Consider the following 17,161-nt stretch of genomic DNA (forward strand, 5'->3'; position numbering starts at 1 on the left):
TCGTAAGCTTCCACTTAGTTTTGCGAAGCAAAACTGACTTCGCAAGCATAAACCTAGTTTTCAGAAAAAACTTACTGCGTAAGCTTAAAAAAACTTATTCCTTCATTTTACACCCAACAGTAACTTTTTTGCAAAACAAAATTAACCGGGCTTGGCTCATAGCAAAAAGCCCCATAGACTGCGATTCATGAGGCTTTGTGGAGATCGTCAACCAATGATGGCAAACGTTGTAGGAGGTATAGGAAATATACAATTAACGAACGGATAGCAGCTTGCGCATATAACTGTCGACTTCCCGGTTACGATACTTCTGCAGAACGGTAAGCTCACAGGCTGAACTCCCTGACTTACTGCCGTCCATTTGCTCAACAGCTCTGCCAAGCCCGATCAGTTTGCCTTGATCGTACGCTGCAATAATGTTAAAGCTTTGGCAAAAGGTTTCATATTGTAAGACATTGGCGTCATGGTCTTCTTCCAATATCGAAGCAAGCAAATCCTGATAATCACTTTGCAGCGGACACTCATTATCCAATTTGATTTGTATCCCTTGATTGGCCAATTTTCTAACGCCGCCTTTCTGTTATTCTTATATTATAATCATACATTTAAATGAATTTTTATGCAAATATAAAAAATAAAAACACCTCCTCCGAGGTGCTTCATCAACTCTGCGACTCTTACTCTGAAAGGAACTGTCTTAAAATATGTCCATACTCAAGTAACGTTCTCCCGTATCCGGTGCAATGCACAATATCCGTTTGCCCTTACCGAGCTTTTTGGCCACCTGGAGAGCGGTCCAAACCGAGGCACCTGCAGAAGGACCAACAAGAATTCCCTCCTGAATCGCTAACTGGCGGGTTGTGTTCAGTGCATCCTCATCGGATACCTGAACGATCTCATCATAAACGTCCGTATTTAAGATTGCCGGAATGAAGCCGGGACTTGTCCCAACCAGCTTATGGGGACCTGGCTCTCCACCTGACAATACAGGGGAGCCCTTCGGTTCAACTACGTATATTTGGATGGCTGGGAGCTTCTCGCGCAGCACCTCACCCGTTCCGGTAATGGTGCCTCCAGTCCCTGAGGTAGCAACGAAGGCGTCCAGCCTGCCTTCCATTTGCTCTAATATTTCCACAGCCGTTGTAGTCCGATGTATATCAGGATTTGCCTTATTTTCGAATTGCTGCGGAATGAAGCTGTCCTTAATTTGATCCCTTAACTCTAATGCCTTACGGATGGCGCCCGGCATTCTTTCTGCTGCTGGTGTTAAGACCACCTGCGCACCGTAGGCCTTTAATATATTAATTCGTTCCTTAGTCATATTATCAGGCATAATTAAAATGGCCTTATAGCCCTTGGCCGCTGCGTTCATCGCCAATCCTATACCGGTATTGCCGCTTGTCGGCTCGATAATCGTAGCTCCCGGCTTTAGCGAGCCGTCCAACTCTGCCTGCAGAATCAGATTATAAGCTGCCCGATCCTTTACACTCCCACTCGGATTCATGTATTCAAGCTTTACATAAACCTCTGCATCGTGTTCACCCACGAGTCTGCGAATTCGTACAGCCGGCGTATCCCCAATAAGCTCTGTAACGTTATTTACCATTCGGCTTGATGTCATTGTAGTACCCCTTCCTGCAAGATAGCTTACGCTCCCTGCTCCCCATAGCTATGTAACTCCACCGACCTTATTTTATAGCTGACAATTATTTTGTCAAGATGCAAATCAAGAAAGTGCCTTAACGATCCTATGCTATGTTTGACAATGACGTTATTTAGGGGCTAGACGCTCGCCTTGATGTTTGTAGAACCGTCTCATCCAAAACCAGGCAACTACTGGGGAACTGCCGATAGTGAGCAGCAAAATATTCATCGCGAGCGGAGAGACCGTCACACTGACGACACCAATAAAAACAGCCAATCCACCGATCCGACCCACATTCAATGACAGCTCACGAAAAATGATATATTCTTCCCGTTTTTTGACACAATCCGGATCTACACCGATCAGATCAAACACCGATGAGGTCATAGGGATCGAATACAATGGAAAAAACAAGCCAACGCCTACGCCAAATATGAGCAGTGTCGTATAGTTGACACCCCAGAACATAGGAATAATGACCAAGGCCATCATCAGAGCCCCCCATCCCATAGCAGCAGACCGATGTTTATGCTTAAGCAGCCTTCCTGCCACCATAAAGCTGATCAGGGAAATTCCCGAAGTAATCAATGAAAAGTTGCCGAGCATCATTTCGCTGCCTGTACTCGAGTAAACCAGCAATGCAATCAAAAAACCGAATACACCTTCACGTATGCCTTGGGCAATCAAAGCAAGTGTGACCGTGCGCCAAACCGTTCCTTTTTTAAACAGACAGCGGGCTGGCAGCAGCCACTCGTAATGTCCCTCCGCTTTTCTTTTAGTCAAGAAAAAACTGACCACAACACCCATCAAAAAAATAACGAGTGAAATGGTAAAAATCAACCGATAGCCGCTGCTTGGGTTCATATGTACGATTAAATACCCGGCAATCCACGGAGCGATCATCCCAGCTACTGAACCAAGTAATCCTGTCCAGCCATTAAAACGGTCACGGTTATAAGGATCCGTTACTTCAAAATAGACGATATTGAAGGCCAGCCAGAATAAGCCTGAGGCGGTTCCCAAAATAATACCCAGCACCCAATAATAATCAACTGCCCTATCCCCCAGCCAGAGCACGAGCATATAAAAGCTTGCCGAAACAGCCACGCCCAGCCGAAGGCAGTTCATTTTATTATGTTCCTTTACCCAAATACCGGCAGCCCAAAATACGATCGCCATGGCCATGTAGTTTATCAGCGCATACCATCCAATTATCGTATAATCATGACTGGCTTTCCATAAAAAAACGTTAACGAACGTTCCCGACAGCGCAGTCCCCGCTGCAAATAAGCCATGAACAGCAAGCAGCAATCGAACTTGTTTGCCTAATTTTCCTGATTGTTTATCAGTTGGCGCCAATTGGTTGGTTGATTCATTCGGTGTAAAGCCCCAAGAAGGTTTAATACCGGATCGCATGTTTCATCACCTGCAAGATAAGAATAGAAAGTCCTTTCTACTCTTCCCTATCCTGCCGTCTTTACTCAAAAAAAAGACCTCCTACGCGGCAAGCCCATGCGCAGGACGTCTCTCTTGTGCTAAACGATTTATTTATTTGTGTTCTTGAGTAGCTCAATCATCGCTAAACGGTCTTCATCATCCAGCACATGTTCGATTTTAAAGCATGACGGACATACGTACATTTTGGATGTGTGCACCGCCTTTAACAAAGGCTGATTGAGACCCACAGGTACTGCCGGGATAAAACCCGATTCCAATGTACGAGTTCCTGCAAATAACATAAAGCTATGGCAGTTTGAGCATTCAGGTACTTCGATTTGCGTATCCAGCACTCGCTGCACGCCTTCCTCGTATTCGTCCGGACCCTCAGGCTCTTCGTCATCGTAATCATCCAACAGATCGGTGTCCTCTACCGTATCCTCATCTTCAACATCATGCTCTTCATCGTGATCTTCTTCATCGTCTTCTTCGAGGTCTGATTCTTGTCCAGGCTGACTGGCAGACAACTTCAGGCTCCGGTAATCGCCCAAATCGTTGTAGCAGTGCGGACAAGCTTCCTCCGGACCAATCTCAGGGTCCCATACGATCTCCGTTTGACACCACGGACATATATGATCATGCGTTTGCAACGTGTATTCCTCCAATTTCCTTAGCGCTATTAGGCAAAATTAATAAAATAATAGACGCCTGCTCCTACGAAAACAAGCGCCAATATAAGCAATGTACCCCATAAATATTTCATGTCAAGCCTCCTGAATCCTTACCCTACCCTTAAGAAACACTTGCACCGATCACATATGAAATTCCAATCGAAATGATCATAGACAGCAGACCGACCGCCTTGTTGTCCTTCTTGATTTCTTCATCAATCTTAAAATAAGGCGTTAAAAATTGAAAAATGAAGTAAGCAGCCATCAACAGAACAAAGCCGTATCCCGCCCAAATCAATGATTGAAGCACAGAGTCATTATTGAGAATGGAAAATCGAAATAAATTGCAAATCCCGAATATTTTGCCCCCTGTTGCCATCGCCACAGAGACATTGCCTTTTTTGATTTCTTCCCAATCGTTGTATCTGGTAACTAATTCAAATATAGCGACAAATACGATTAAGGCAACAACCGCCACAGAAAAAAAAGCCAACGTTTCAATATACGGATTCGATAACATAACATCCACCTCTTCATTCATCATAACATAATACCTCACCCTCTTGAACAGCTTTTTGGATTAAGCAAGGTAGGGAGTTTCGTATCTAACCATCATTGAAGAGACTGGGGCCACACGCCCCAGTCTCCTTTTTAGTTTCTATGATCAGGATTGCTTCTTAGCCTGCATTCTCGCTCTTAATTCTGCAAGATCGTCATCTACACCGCTGCTTTTTTCCAATTTGTTCAGTTCATCATCCAGGCTGCGATTGCCGGAGCGAAGCTCATTGCTGGCCTCTGCTTCAGCCTCCATCTGCAATACTTTCTCAGACATCCGGTCAAAGCCTCTGGAAGCATTGTCGGTACCAAAACCTGACATCGCCTGATTGATTTGTTTTTGTGCTTTGGCTGCTTCTGCACGAGCAATGAGCAGGTCTTTCTTATTTTTCATTTTGTTAAATTCATCTTTCATTTCACTCAGCTGACTGCGCAGACGATCTGCATTTGCTTTGGAAACGTCAAACTGTTTTTTCATTTCGTCATAACGAATTTGCTGTTCTTTCTTGTCCTGCAGCGCACGGCGGGCTAAATCCTCATTGTCCTGCTCCAGAGCTCTCATCGCCTGTGCATCACGTTTGGCTACCATTTCTTCGGCTTCCTCAACCTGCTGCTTGAATTTCTTTTCTACCGCGATCTGCTTGGCTACAGCAACCTCAGCTTCATTAATATCCTGTTCCATATCGCGCAAAAATTGGGTAAGCATTTTAACCGGGTCTTCCGCTTTGTCCAACAAATCATTGATTGAAGCCATTGTCATGTCACGAAATCTTTTAAAAATCCCCATTAGTAAATTCCTCCCATAGTTTCAATTCTTTATCATTGTATAATTGTTACTCAGATTCATCGTTGCTCACTCTTATACATACGGATTAAATGGAAAGTCGTTTCATTTGCTATCAATAATATTATACTACTTTAACTCAGCTACCGTCACTCCTGTACCGCCCTCGTTGTAATTTCCGATCCGGTAGCTTTTGACATGCTTATGCTTACGCAAAAATTCAGAAATCCCGGTTCTTAAAACACCGGTGCCTTTGCCGTGAATGATATAGACATTACCGAAATTCGCCAAATACGATTCATCCAGAAAACGATCGACCTCAATAATGGCATCCTCCAGATTGGAGCCGCGCAGATCAAGCTCCATCCGTACATTTTCGTCGCGCGTGCGCTTCAGACTGGCTGCTAACTGATGCTGCTTGGGCGAACCGGAACCTCCGCTCGAGGCGGACTTCACCAGCTCCAGATCAGCAAGCTGCACCTTCATCTTCATAATGCCCAGTTGAACCGTCGCTTCCTGATCATTAACGACTTCGACGATTTGACCCTTCTGACGCAAATGAACGACCATAACCTCATCGCCAGCTCCCAGCTTATCCGGTTTCTTCGCAGCGCTTCGTGCTGCCGCTTTCTTGGACCTGAGCTCGGGAACGGCTTGATCAAGCTTGCGCTTGGCGTCGCTTAGATGATGATCCTTAACTCCAGACGCCGCTTCACGCTGCATGCGCCTAAGCTCGGTAATGATTTCATCCGCTTCGCGTCTGGCCTTGGCTACTGCATCCTGCGCTTCACGCTCAGCCTTCTCAAACATTTTATCACGCTGCTCTTCGAATCGCTGCTGCTGGGCCGCCAGCTTGTCGCGAATCTCGGCAACCTCGCGGCGCTGCTGCTCGGCGGTTTGCTTTTCAGCCTCAGTGATCAGCCGATTTTCCTCTAGCGTGGCTATCATCGATTCGACACGCTGATCTTCTTCACCCACCTGCCCACGGGCATGATCGATAATGGATTTGGCTAATCCCAATCGCTCAGCGATAGCAAATGCATTACTACGACCCGGCACACCGACCAATAGTCGATAGGTAGGACTAAGCGTCTGAATGTCGAACTCCATACTCGCGTTAATAATGCCCTGACGATCAAAGGCATAAGCTTTCAATTCACTATAATGCGTTGTGGCTACGATACGACAGCCCATCCGATGTATATATTCCAGCAGTGAAATCGCAAGCGCGGACCCTTCCGCAGGATCTGTCCCAGCTCCCAGCTCATCGAGCAGCACCAGACTTTTCGGAGTCATGTCGCGTAAAATACGGATGATATTGGTCATATGACTGGAGAATGTACTCAGGTTCTGTTCAATGCTTTGCTCATCACCGATATCTGCATAAATCGCATCAAACACACATAGCTGGCTGCCTTCCTCCGCAGGTACGAATAGACCCGACATGGCCATTAATGAGAGCAGTCCGATTGTTTTGAGGGATACGGTCTTCCCCCCTGTGTTTGGTCCTGTAACGATGATTGTCGTATATCGGTTACCCAGCTCGATATCCAAAGGTACTACTTTATCCGCCGTAATCAGTGGATGACGCCCACGCTTGATCTTGATAAAGCCGCGATCATTAAGAATCGGCAGTGTCGCTTTCATCTCATGGGCCACACCTGCTTTGGCAAAAATAAAATCAAGCTCTGCAAGCACATCCAGACTGCCCAGCAATTCGTCCGCTACCTCCGCAACTAGAGCCGTCAATATTTGCAAAATCTTTTCAATTTCAGCCGTTTCCTTCAGCTTAAGCTCACGCACGCGATTATTCAGCTGCACCACAGCCTCCGGCTCCATAAACAAAGTGGCTCCAGAAGCCGATTGATCGTGAATCATACCGCCAAAATGACTTCTATACTCCTGCTTGACAGGGATGACATAACGATCATTACGGATCGTGACCAAATTTTCCTGCAGCATTTTTTGGATGGACGGTGTACGAACCATTTGCTCCAGTCGATCACGGGCACGGGTTTCGCTGCTTCTCAGTTCCTGACGGATGCGAGCAAGCTCTGGACTCGCTGAATCCATCACTTGGGCATTATCATCAATACAGAGCTTGATCCGGTCCTCTATTGATTTGAGTTCGCCAATTCCTTCAGCTAATGCAACCAGCAGTGGAGTCAAATATTCCTCCTGCACCTGCTCCAAAAAGCGCTTCAGACGCCGCCCTCCAAAAATGGTATTGGCTATGTCGAACAGCTCTGCCGGGTTCAGCGTACCTCCAATTCTCGCCCGATGCACGGATTGATGAATGTCGCGAATACCTCCAAATGGCGCGCTGCCCTTGAGCCGATTCACATTGACGGCTTCGTCCGTTGCCTTCAAACGCTGCTTGACCACTTCGAAATCACCGCTTGGCAGCAGTTCCTCCAATCGCGCCTTGCCCAGACTTGTCGCTGCATGGTTAGCACACTTATGTATAATGGCTGAAAAATCCAATGTTTTTAAAATTTTGGTATTCAATCTGTGTTCCTGCCTTTCCTTCCCCTTACATACACTTCCTAATTATAGTATATCCAAAACCATGATGATTAGCGAATTTTTAGCTATATCCAATCTTGCCTGTTTTCCCCCTTCGGCTGCCCATATAATGCCGCTCATAAACAGAGTCTGTAAAGAAAATAATAAGTTTTGCACCGAAGAAGCTTAAGCAGGATGCAGCATCAAGTTTGCACTGAAAATCAGTATGGCTTGTGATACGTAGTCAGTTTTCTGCGAAAACTCAGTATGGCTTACGTAGTCAGTTTTCTGCGAAAACTCTTAGGAGGTGACGATCGATGCATTTGCTTGGACATTTAGTCAGATTCGTTGTTTCTGCTTTGGTGCTGATGGTGGTAAGCTTTATCGTTCCGGCTTTTGAAGTGGGCGGCTTCTGGAGTGCATTTTTCTTAGCACTGGTTATCGCAGTTGCTGCTTGGGTGATTGAAGGTGCATTTGGTAAAACCATCACTCCCTTTGGCCGCGGGATCGTAGGTTTTATCACAAGCGCATTGATTATCTGGGTAGCACAATTCGTCGTCAGCGGTGTTACAACAAGTATCATCGGTGCCATCTTGGCAGCCTTGGTTATCGGTATTATCGACTTGTTTATTCCTGTTAAAACTCCATTTGAGCAAGGTCTCAGTGGACGTGAAAAAGGTAGATAATACCTAAAAACCGGCCACATAGAAAGGTCAGTCTTGAAGGCGAGAGCCCCTGACTGATCTTTTCTATGATTTGAATCACATTTTGAAACATACATACAAAATCATCACGATTCTGACAAGGCTTTGTCAAGGTTTCGTCACTGCAATAATTTTCTATATGAGGTATGATAGCTCAGAAGACAACATTATACTATTTTTGGAGGGATTCTTATGAAAAAGATTACTGTACTGGCATTGTCCATTTGTTTAATTTTTGCTCTGGCTGCATGCGGTCAAAAAGAAGCTGCTAAAGCCCCGGATGCTACAACAGGCTCTACACCAAGCGCTTCGGCTCCCGCTGCTTCAGGCGCACAGCAAGTCAAATTAACAGCGAGCAATTTTAAATTCGATCAAGCTGAATACAAAGTAAAAGCTGGACAAGACGTTGCTGTCACTTTGGAAAACAAAGAAGGCATGCACGGCGTATCTATTGACGCTTTTAAAGTGAAGCTGGATGGAACTACAAAAACAGCAACTTTCAAACCAGACAAAGCTGGTACTTATGACATCGTATGCAGCATTCCTTGCGGTTCCGGTCATATGACAATGAAATCCAAGTTGATTGTAGAATAATACCTTGCAATAATAAAGAGTCTGTCTCATTAGTAGCACATGCTACCTTGGGACAGACTCATTATTTTATAAGGTCAACCAAAGATTACGGGCTGGCCTTTATATGTGACTATGTTGATTTGGGTTTACTGTTCCACAACTCCTGAAGCTTATCACTGACGGATGGCAGTGCACTTAAGAAATAAGGGGCAGTCGTTGAACCTTTGAGCAGACGCTGTGTTGTATCATTCGGTATCACCATCATCACCTGAATGGCAACCACTACAATGATTCCAGCCTCAGCCAGCCCGAGTATTGCCCCTGCTAATTGATTGATGGTTTTGATCCCTGGTGTCAATGTAATCCAATGCAAAATTTTGCCTGCAATGCTCAAAACAATTTTTACGCCAAATAGCAGCAATCCAAAAGCAATTGCATTGGACACGTACGTATCCAGATGCAGTCCTTTTATGAAAAAATCATATTTGGTGGTGGCCTCGGTATTCAGTGAAGCAAACCATCCTACAAGCCATAAAGCTACATCCTTATAAAATGTAAATGCAACCATATAAGCAATAAAAAGTCCTACGATAGACACCAATTGGCTAACAAAACCTCGATAATAACCTAATATCAACCCTGACAGAATCAGCACAACGGCTGCCCAATCCAATCCGTTCATAGCTAATCCCCGCTTATTCTTTCTCTACCAGCTCAATCCATTCATTATATTCGACCTGCAGTTTTTCATATTCAGACTTCAGTTCCTCCAACTCTCTGAACACAAGCTCTGCACGTTCTCTATGCTCGTCATATTGATTTTGCAGGGCTAGCTGTTCCCTGGACTGCTCGTCGTATTGATCCTGAAGCTCATTATATAACTCGACTTGCAGCCGGAGTTCTTCCTGCTGGCTAGCAAAATGGCGATTAGTCTGCTCAGTCTGAGCCGAAAATTCCTCTGAAAGGTGCTGCCAATGCTGGCTTTGCTGCTCCAATTCGGCAATACGGGATTGCTGCTCCAGAACCGATTCTTCAAGCTTCTGCTGCTGTTCGAGCTGCTGTTGATAATGTTTTTCAAGCTCAATCATCTGCTGCCTGCCTTTTTGGAGATCTGCTTCTAGCGCTGCTGCAGCCTCAGCTCTACCGCGAAGCTGTTCTTGAAGAGCAATTCCGCGTTCCTCCAATTGCACCATAGCTTCACGACTGCTAACATTTTCATCCTTGAGCCGCTCTTTCAGAGCTGCGACCTGTTCTTCAAGCTCAGCATAAAGCTCTTCATGCAGCTCCAGTTCTTCTTTCTGTTCAGCAGCTACCTTACGCTGTTCCTTCAACTGCTCAGTTAATTCTTCACAGCGCTGCTCCCATTGGCCTGCACGCTCTTCGAGCTGCTGCTGATTAGCTTGCTGCTCGTTGAATTGCGTCTTCAAGCTGTGCTGTTCAAGTTGAAGCTGCTCCATTCGCTGCTGATACTCCGCAATTTGCTGAGACCGTTGCTGTTCAAGTTGGCTTTGTTCCGCTTCAAACTTGGCTTGCAGCTCACGCTGCGCTTGTATGTAGTGCTTCTGTTGCTCGATCAGCTCTTGCGCTTTGCTTGCCTCAAGTTCCGCTTCTCGATCTTTAAGTGCTTGTACTTTCTGAGTTTCCAGCTCTGCTTCACGTTCCTGAAGTACTACTTCGTGCCACTCCTGCTGTTCACTCAGTGCTTGTGTTTTCTGGGCCTCTAGCTCTGCTTCACGATTTCTGAGTGCTTGGGCTTTCTGGGCTTCCAGTTCTGCTTCGCGTTCTTGCAGCAATGTCTCATGCCATCCCTGCTGTTCACGCAGCGCTTGCGCTTTCTGTGACTCCAGCTCTCTCAGCGCCCGTAGTTTCTGCACTTCCAACTCTACTTCACGTTCTCTAAGTGCTTCCGCTTTCTGTGCTTCTAGCTCTGTCTCACGTTCACGAATCGCTACAGTGCTTTGCTCTTCCCGCTCTTGCAGCACAGCTTCGTGCCACTCCTGCTGCTCTCGTAACGCTTGCGCTTTCTGGGCTTCCAGCTCCGCTTCTCGATCTCTCAGTGCCTGCGCGTTCTGCACTTCCAGCTCCGCCTCTCGCTCTTGCAGCACCGCTTCGTGCCACTCTTGTTGCTCTCGCAGCGCTTGCGCTTTCTGGGCCTCCAATTCGGCTTCTCGATCTCTCAGCGCCTGTGCTTTCTGCGCTTCCAGCTCCGCCTCACGCTCTCGAATAGCTACAGCGCTTTGCTCTTCTCGCTCTTGCAGCGCCTGTGCTTTCTGCGCCTCTAGCTCCGCTTCTCGCTCTCGAATCGCTGCATTACTTTGCTCTTCTCGCTCTAGCAGCACCACTTCGTGCCGCTCCTGCTGCTCTCGTAGCGCTTGCGCTTTCTGCGCCTCCAGCTCCGCTTCTCGATCTCTCAGTGCCTGTGCTTTCTGCGCTTCCAGCTCCGCTTCTCGCTCTCGAATCGCTACATTACTTTGCTCTTCTCGCTCTTGCAGCACCGCTTCGTGCCACTCCTGCTGCTCTCGCAACCCTTGCGCTTTCTGTGCTTCCAGCTCTGCTTCACGATCTCTCAGTGCCTGCTCTTTCTGCGCTTCCAGCTCCGCTTCTCGCTCTCGAATCGCTACATTACTTTGCTCTTCTCGCTCTTGCAGCACCGCTTCGTGCCGCTCCTGCTGCTCTCGTAGCGCTTGCGCTTTCTGCGCCTCCAGCTCCGCTTCTCGATCTCTCAGCTCCTGCGCTTTCTGCGCTTCCAGCTCCGCTTCTCGCTCTCGAATCGCTACATTACTTTGCTCTTCTCGCTCTTGCAGCACCGCTTCGTGCCACTCCTGCTGCTCTCGCAACGCTTGCGCTTTCTGCGCCTCCAGCTCCGCTTCTCGATCTCTCAGCTCCTGCGCTTTCTGCGCTTCCATCTCCGCCTCTCGCTCACGAATCCTTGCAGCGCTTTGCTCTTCTCGCTCTTGCAGCACCGCTTCGTGCCACTCCTGCTGCTCTCGCAACACTTGCGCTTTCTGTGCTTCCAGCTCTGCTTCACGATCTCGCAGTGCCTGCGCTTTCTGCGCCTCTAGCTCCGCTTCTCGATCTCTCAGCTCCTGCGCTTTCTGCGCTTCCAGCTCCGCCTCTCGCTCACGAATCCTTGCAGCGCTTTGCTCTTCTCGCTCTTGCAGCACCGCTTCGTGCCACTCCTGCTGCTCTCGTAGCGCTTGCGCTTTCTGTGCTTCCAGCTCTGTTTCTCGATCTCTCAGTGCCTGCGCTTTCTGTGCTTCCAGCTCCGCTTCTCGATCTCTCAGTGCCTGCGCGTTCTGCGCTTCCAGTTCTGCTTCTCGCTCTCGAATCGCTACAGCGCTTTGCTCTTCTCGCTCTTGCAGCACTGCTTCGTACCACTCCTGCTGCTCTCGCAGTGCTTGTGCTTTCTGCGCCTCCAGCTCCGCTTCTCGCTCTTGAAGCGCCTGCGAGTTCTGCGCGTTCAGCTCCGCCACACGCTCTCTTAGCGTTACAGCGCTTTGCTCCTCTCGCTCTTGCAGCACCGCTTCATGCCATTCCTGTTGCTCTCGCAACCCTTGCGCTTTCTGTGCTTCCAGCTCTGCTTCACGCTCTCTCAGTGCCTGCTCTTTCTGCGCTTCCAGCTCCGCCTCTCGCTCACGAATCGCTACATTACTTTGCGCTTCACGCTCTAGCAGCACCGCTTCGTGCCGCTCCTGCTGCTCTCTCATCGTTTGCGCGTTCTGCTCTTCCAACTCCGCCTCACGCTCTCTCAGCGTTACAGCGCTTTGTTCTTCTCGCTCTTGCAGCACGGCTTCGTGCCACTCCTGCTGCTCTCTCAGCTCTTGCGCTTTCCGTGCCTCCAACTCCGTTTCTCGCTCTTTCAGCGCCTGCGCATTCTGCGCTTCCAGCTCAGCCTCGCGCTCTCTTAGCGCTTGTTCTTTCTGAGCCTCCAGCTCCACCTCACGCTCAAGCCGCTCTTCTTCGTAACGCTTTTGCAGCTCAAGCCGTTCCGCTTCGTGATGCTCCTGCTGCTCATGCAGCTGATTCTCCCGCTCTTTGAGCGCTTCAGCACTTTCCAGCAGCTTTTCATTCAGCTCATCAGTCCGTGCTTGCAGCTCAGCATAGAGCTCTTGCTGCAGTTGGACCTCTTCAAGTCCATTGTTTAATTGGAGCTGTAGTTCAGCCAACTGCTCGCTTTGCTCGCGAAGCTGTGTTGCTGCCGCTTCCTTCTCACGCTGATGCTGCTCCAAGCGCTCATTCAGTTCACTAAGCTCGCCTTTTCCTTGCTCGATCTGTTCTGCTAATTGCTGCTGAAGCTGACGTTCTTTGTCTAATTGCTCGTCGAACTCAAGCTGCTGTTGAATTTGTTTGGCTTGCAGCTCCTTCAATTCAGCTTGAATGGATGAACTCCGTGCCTGCTCTAATTGATGCTGCTCTTCCAATTCCTGATGCAGCTCCAGCTGAAGATCATATTCTTCCTGACGGAAACGAATTTGTTCTTGAAGCTGATCATTTTGCAGACTTAATTCTTCTATGAGCTGCTGCCTGTTTTCACTCAGCTGCTTAAATTCATTAGCTTCGGTAGTCTGCTTCTCAAGCTGCACATTCAGACTCGCTTGTTCAAGTGTTTGCTGTTCCAGCAATTGCTCCAGAAGCTCTTTTTCCTCCAGACGGCTTGCCAGCTGCCCAGCAGCTGCATCAGCTTTTTCTGTAAGTTCAGAAAGCTCAGCTTCCTGCAATAAGCTGCGTTCCAGCAGTTCATCTCTCACCTGCTGCAGCTGCTTAAGCTGCTCCTCAGCAGCAATACGCTGTTCCTCAAGCCGCTGCTTCGAGGTCGCTTGCTGTGCTTCCAGCTGTTGCCTTGCTGACTCCTGCTCGGCTTCCAACTGCACCTTGGCAGCTTCGCGCTCAGCCTCCAACAACTGATCAGAGGCTTCCTGCTGCATTTGCAATTGCAATTCCAGCTCTACCCTTGAAGCTTCACGCTCAGCTTCCAGCTGCTCCTGATTGGACCGCTGCTGAGCCTCCAGTTGCTCCTTCGATGCTTGCCTGAGAGCACCGAGCTGCTTTTCCAGTCTGCCGCGAGCCTCGCGTTCTTCTTGCTGCTCGACCTCAAGCTGCCTGCGCCGCTGCTCAAACTCCAGTGCGGACGCTTTCAAGCGCTCAATCTCAGCCAAAGCTTTTGCTCGTTCTGCCTCCAGCTGAAGACCTCCTGCTTCCAGCTGCTGCGCGTGATCGCGTTCCTTCTCCAAATCCTGCAAAAGCTGGACATGCTGCTCCTGTAGTACAGCAAGCTCTTGAAGCGATTTTTCCATTTGTTGTTGTCGAATCTGTATTTGTTCCAAATCATCTCTGATTTTGCAGTAATCGTCTGACATGTGAACAGCCGCCAAAACGGCGATTTTAGGTGTATCCAAACGCGGGGAACCCGCGGAAATTTTCTGCATTTGTTCATTAACATGCGCCACCACACGTTTCATATGGGGAACACTTGCTTCTGAAACCAATTTGTATTGACTGCCAAAAATATCTACCGTCATCCGAATTTTGCCTTCATTACTCACAACAAGCTCTCCTTTCGGAATCCCACATAAGAAAATCGAAGCCTATTCGACAAGCATACCTTCGTGTCCAATAGGTTGCTTTTCTTGCAATATCGGAGTATTCAGCTCTGCTGAAAACTTATAAATTCCGATATTATAAACAAATTCCTCGTATCTCATTAATTTCGATACGAGGAAGCTTTTTTCCTGCTACAGCAAGGGATTTTCATCAATTTCCATAAAATGGACTCAAATAAAAATCAAATGCGGCTACTATTCTATTTTCTTACTATTTTCTAAGCTCGGCGCCATAAGATTGCTCCAGTGCCGCTAACACCTGTGCATGCAATTCACTAACTTCTTCGTCGGTTAAAGTACGCTCCAAAGTCCGGTATACCAGTGCCAGAGCCACACTTTTCTTATCCGCTCCAAGACGGTCGCCTGTATAAATATCGAACACCTGGATCGACTCCAATAACGCGCCAGCAACTGCTTTAACCTTGGCCGTCAGCTCGCCCACCTGTACATCACGGTTAACGACAACAGCTAGATCCCGACCAATTGCTGGGAAACGTGGCAGCGGACTATACGTAATTTGCTCATCCGCATAAGCGGCCAAAGCCTGGAAATCGACCTCAAGCACATAAGTATCAGCCAAATCCCGCTGCTGCTGAAGCGTTGGATGAAGCTGACCCAGTGTTCCGATGACTTGAGCTTGGTCTCCTTCGGGCAATTGCAATGTAATATTGGCTGTTCTTCCAGGATGGAAACCATCCGGCTGCGCCGCTGTATAGCCAATCTTCCCGGTAAGACCGAGGTAACCGACAAGATTTTCAAATACACCCTTCAAATCATAAAAATCAACCTCTACCGACTTCCCGCTCCAATGTGTTGCCTGACGTTTTCCTGTTAACAAAATCGCAAGCATCAGCCGTTCCTCAGGAAGCTTGGTTAATGAAACCTCATTAGTCACGAATACTTTGCCGATTTCAAAAAGCGCCACATCATCCGTATTGCGATTCCGGTTATAAGTAGCTGCCTCCATCAAATGCGGAATCAGGCTGGTACGAAGTGTACTCCGATCCTCACTCATTGGCATGGACAAAGTAACAGGCTTCGATTCTTTAAAGGCTCCTGGAAAATCGTTGATTTGCTGTGGATGTGTAAAGGAATAGGTCACGGCTTCATACAGGCCGCTTCCAGTGAGCAACGTGCGTGCCAAACGGCGAATAGCCTGCTCCTTATTCAATGCACCTGGAGTCGTTACACCCGTCATTAATGTTGTCGGAATATTGTCGTAGCCATATAGACGAGCAACTTCTTCGATCAAATCAACACCACGGGTAATATCACCACGACGACTTGGTACATGTACATGGAACGTCTCCGCACTCACTTCCGCATCAAAATGCAGACGTTTGAAAATCTCGCTAACCTCTTCTACAGACAAAGTAGTACCCAGGTAAGCATTAATCCGACTAACGCTCAGCTCTATACGAACCGGGTTGTGCTGCTTGGACACAGCTTCCACTGTTCCCGTAGCTACTTGTCCATCTGTATATTGACTCATCAAAGCTGCTGCACGATTGAGCGCAGGCAGTACAGCCTCGGGATTAACTTCCTTTTCAAAACGCAGGGATGCTTCTGAACGCAGTCCAAGCTGACGTGAGGTTTTACGAACTGTACCTCCATCAAACTTGGCCGATTCCAGCAAAATCCTTGTTGTGCCTGATGTGACTTCGGAGTTTTCGCCACCCATAACACCAGCAATGGCTACAGGCTTCTTACCGTCCGTAATAAGCAGCATATGCGGCTCCAGGCTGCGCTCCACACCGTCTAGAGTAACCAGCTTTTCTCCGGACTGTGCCAGCCGAACATCAATATGGCCATTGTCCAGCTTATCTGCGTCAAACGCATGCAGCGGCTGTCCGTACTCCAGCATTACATAGTTCGTAATATCTACTATATTATTGATGGGTCGAATGCCTGCTGCCATCAAGCGATTTTGAATCCACAATGGAGAAGTACCTACACGTACCCCTTCAATCAGCTTAGCGGCATAGTGAGAGCACTGCTCCTTCGCCGTGATTTCAACAGAAATCTGCTCAGAAGCTTGACGGGCAGCCTTACCAGCGCCAACATTATCCGCAGCCCCTTGCTCTGAATCCGGCAGCCGTACAGGACGACTCAATATCGCAGCGATCTCGTAAGCCGCGCCCAGCATGCTGAGACAGTCAGAACGGTTAGGAGTCAAATCAAAATCCAGCACCTCGTCACTGATCCCCAGCACATCCAAAATACTTGCACCAATCTCCGTATCCTCGGGAAGCACAAGAATACCTTCCTGGATTTCCTTAGGCAGCAGCTTGTCGTTCAGTCCCAGCTCCTTGGCCGAGCAGATCATTCCCTGTGATTCCACACCGCGCAGCTTGGCGCGTTTAATGTTCAAACCGTCCGGCAGCTTGGCTCCAACTATGGCGACAGGGACCTTTTGCCCGGCATCGACATTTTTGGCTCCGCAGACGATTTGCAAATCCTCTCCCTGACCTACATCCACTTTGCAAACACTCAGTTTATCGGCATCTGGATGTTTCTCACGCGACTTGACGTATCCGACGTACACACCCTCCACGCCTTTATTGCGATCCTCTACACTATCAATTTCAACACCACTGCGTGTAAGCTTCTCCGCCAGCTCAGCAGCCGTAAATCCGCTCACATCGACATATTGAGACAACCATTGATATGAAACCTTCATCTTCGCT

12 protein-coding genes are annotated in these 17,161 nt (G+C 48.1%); 2 read left to right on the top strand and 10 right to left on the bottom strand.

Going from position 1 to position 17,161, the window contains the following annotated elements:
* Positions 1–253: 253 nt before the first annotated feature.
* The 7 genes from NST47_RS31215 to NST47_RS31245 form a co-directional block, all read right to left on the bottom strand.
* On the bottom strand, positions 254–559 hold the full coding sequence (locus tag NST47_RS31215; RefSeq protein WP_341158614.1) for a hypothetical protein: 306 nt from the start codon (positions 557–559) through the stop codon (positions 254–256).
* Positions 560–697: 138 nt separating this feature from the next.
* Positions 698–1,621, bottom strand: a complete 924-nt coding sequence (cysK, locus tag NST47_RS31220) for a cysteine synthase A (protein WP_076236378.1) — start codon at positions 1,619–1,621, stop codon at positions 698–700.
* 150 nt (positions 1,622–1,771) lie between these two features.
* Complete coding sequence (locus NST47_RS31225; RefSeq protein WP_341158615.1) at positions 1,772–3,061, bottom strand: MFS transporter; 1,290 nt, start codon at positions 3,059–3,061, stop codon at positions 1,772–1,774.
* 128 nt (positions 3,062–3,189) lie between these two features.
* On the bottom strand, positions 3,190–3,732 hold the full coding sequence (locus NST47_RS31230; protein ID WP_341158616.1) for a hypothetical protein: 543 nt from the start codon (positions 3,730–3,732) through the stop codon (positions 3,190–3,192).
* Between the two features lie 142 nt (positions 3,733–3,874).
* Complete coding sequence (locus NST47_RS31235; protein WP_076236397.1) at positions 3,875–4,294, bottom strand: DUF350 domain-containing protein; 420 nt, start codon at positions 4,292–4,294, stop codon at positions 3,875–3,877.
* Between the two features lie 123 nt (positions 4,295–4,417).
* Positions 4,418–5,095, bottom strand: a complete 678-nt coding sequence (locus tag NST47_RS31240; protein WP_341158617.1) for a PspA/IM30 family protein — start codon at positions 5,093–5,095, stop codon at positions 4,418–4,420.
* A 126-nt stretch (positions 5,096–5,221) separates the two neighbouring features.
* Entirely contained in the window at positions 5,222–7,600 is a 2,379-nt protein-coding gene (locus NST47_RS31245) for an endonuclease MutS2 (RefSeq protein ID WP_341158618.1), read from the bottom strand.
* Between the two features lie 314 nt (positions 7,601–7,914).
* On the opposite strand from NST47_RS31245, the gene NST47_RS31250 reads away from it, so the two are divergent.
* Positions 7,915–8,283 carry a phage holin family protein gene (locus tag NST47_RS31250; RefSeq protein WP_076236387.1) on the top strand — a complete coding sequence of 123 codons (369 nt, stop codon included), beginning with the start codon at positions 7,915–7,917 and terminating at the stop codon, positions 8,281–8,283.
* A 210-nt stretch (positions 8,284–8,493) separates the two neighbouring features.
* The gene (locus tag NST47_RS31255) at positions 8,494–8,895 is read left to right on the top strand and encodes a cupredoxin domain-containing protein (protein WP_341158619.1); all 402 of its coding nucleotides are present in this window, start codon (positions 8,494–8,496) and stop codon (positions 8,893–8,895) included.
* A 109-nt stretch (positions 8,896–9,004) separates the two neighbouring features.
* Here NST47_RS31255 and NST47_RS31260 read toward each other — a convergent pair whose 3' ends face one another.
* The 3 genes from NST47_RS31260 to pheT form a co-directional block, all read right to left on the bottom strand.
* Positions 9,005–9,556 (bottom strand): CvpA family protein, encoded by a 552-nt coding sequence (locus tag NST47_RS31260; protein WP_341158620.1) that lies wholly within the window; start codon positions 9,554–9,556, stop codon positions 9,005–9,007.
* A 13-nt stretch (positions 9,557–9,569) separates the two neighbouring features.
* The gene (locus tag NST47_RS31265) at positions 9,570–14,417 is read right to left on the bottom strand and encodes a hypothetical protein (protein WP_341158621.1); all 4,848 of its coding nucleotides are present in this window, start codon (positions 14,415–14,417) and stop codon (positions 9,570–9,572) included.
* A 268-nt stretch (positions 14,418–14,685) separates the two neighbouring features.
* A complete protein-coding gene (gene pheT, locus NST47_RS31270) occupies positions 14,686–17,154 on the bottom strand; it encodes a phenylalanine--tRNA ligase subunit beta (RefSeq protein WP_341158622.1) in 2,469 nt (822 codons plus the stop codon).
* Between the last annotated feature and the right edge of the window lie 7 nt (positions 17,155–17,161).

The organism is Paenibacillus sp. FSL H8-0034 (assembly GCF_038000305.1).
Classification (GTDB): domain Bacteria; phylum Bacillota; class Bacilli; order Paenibacillales; family NBRC-103111; genus Paenibacillus_S.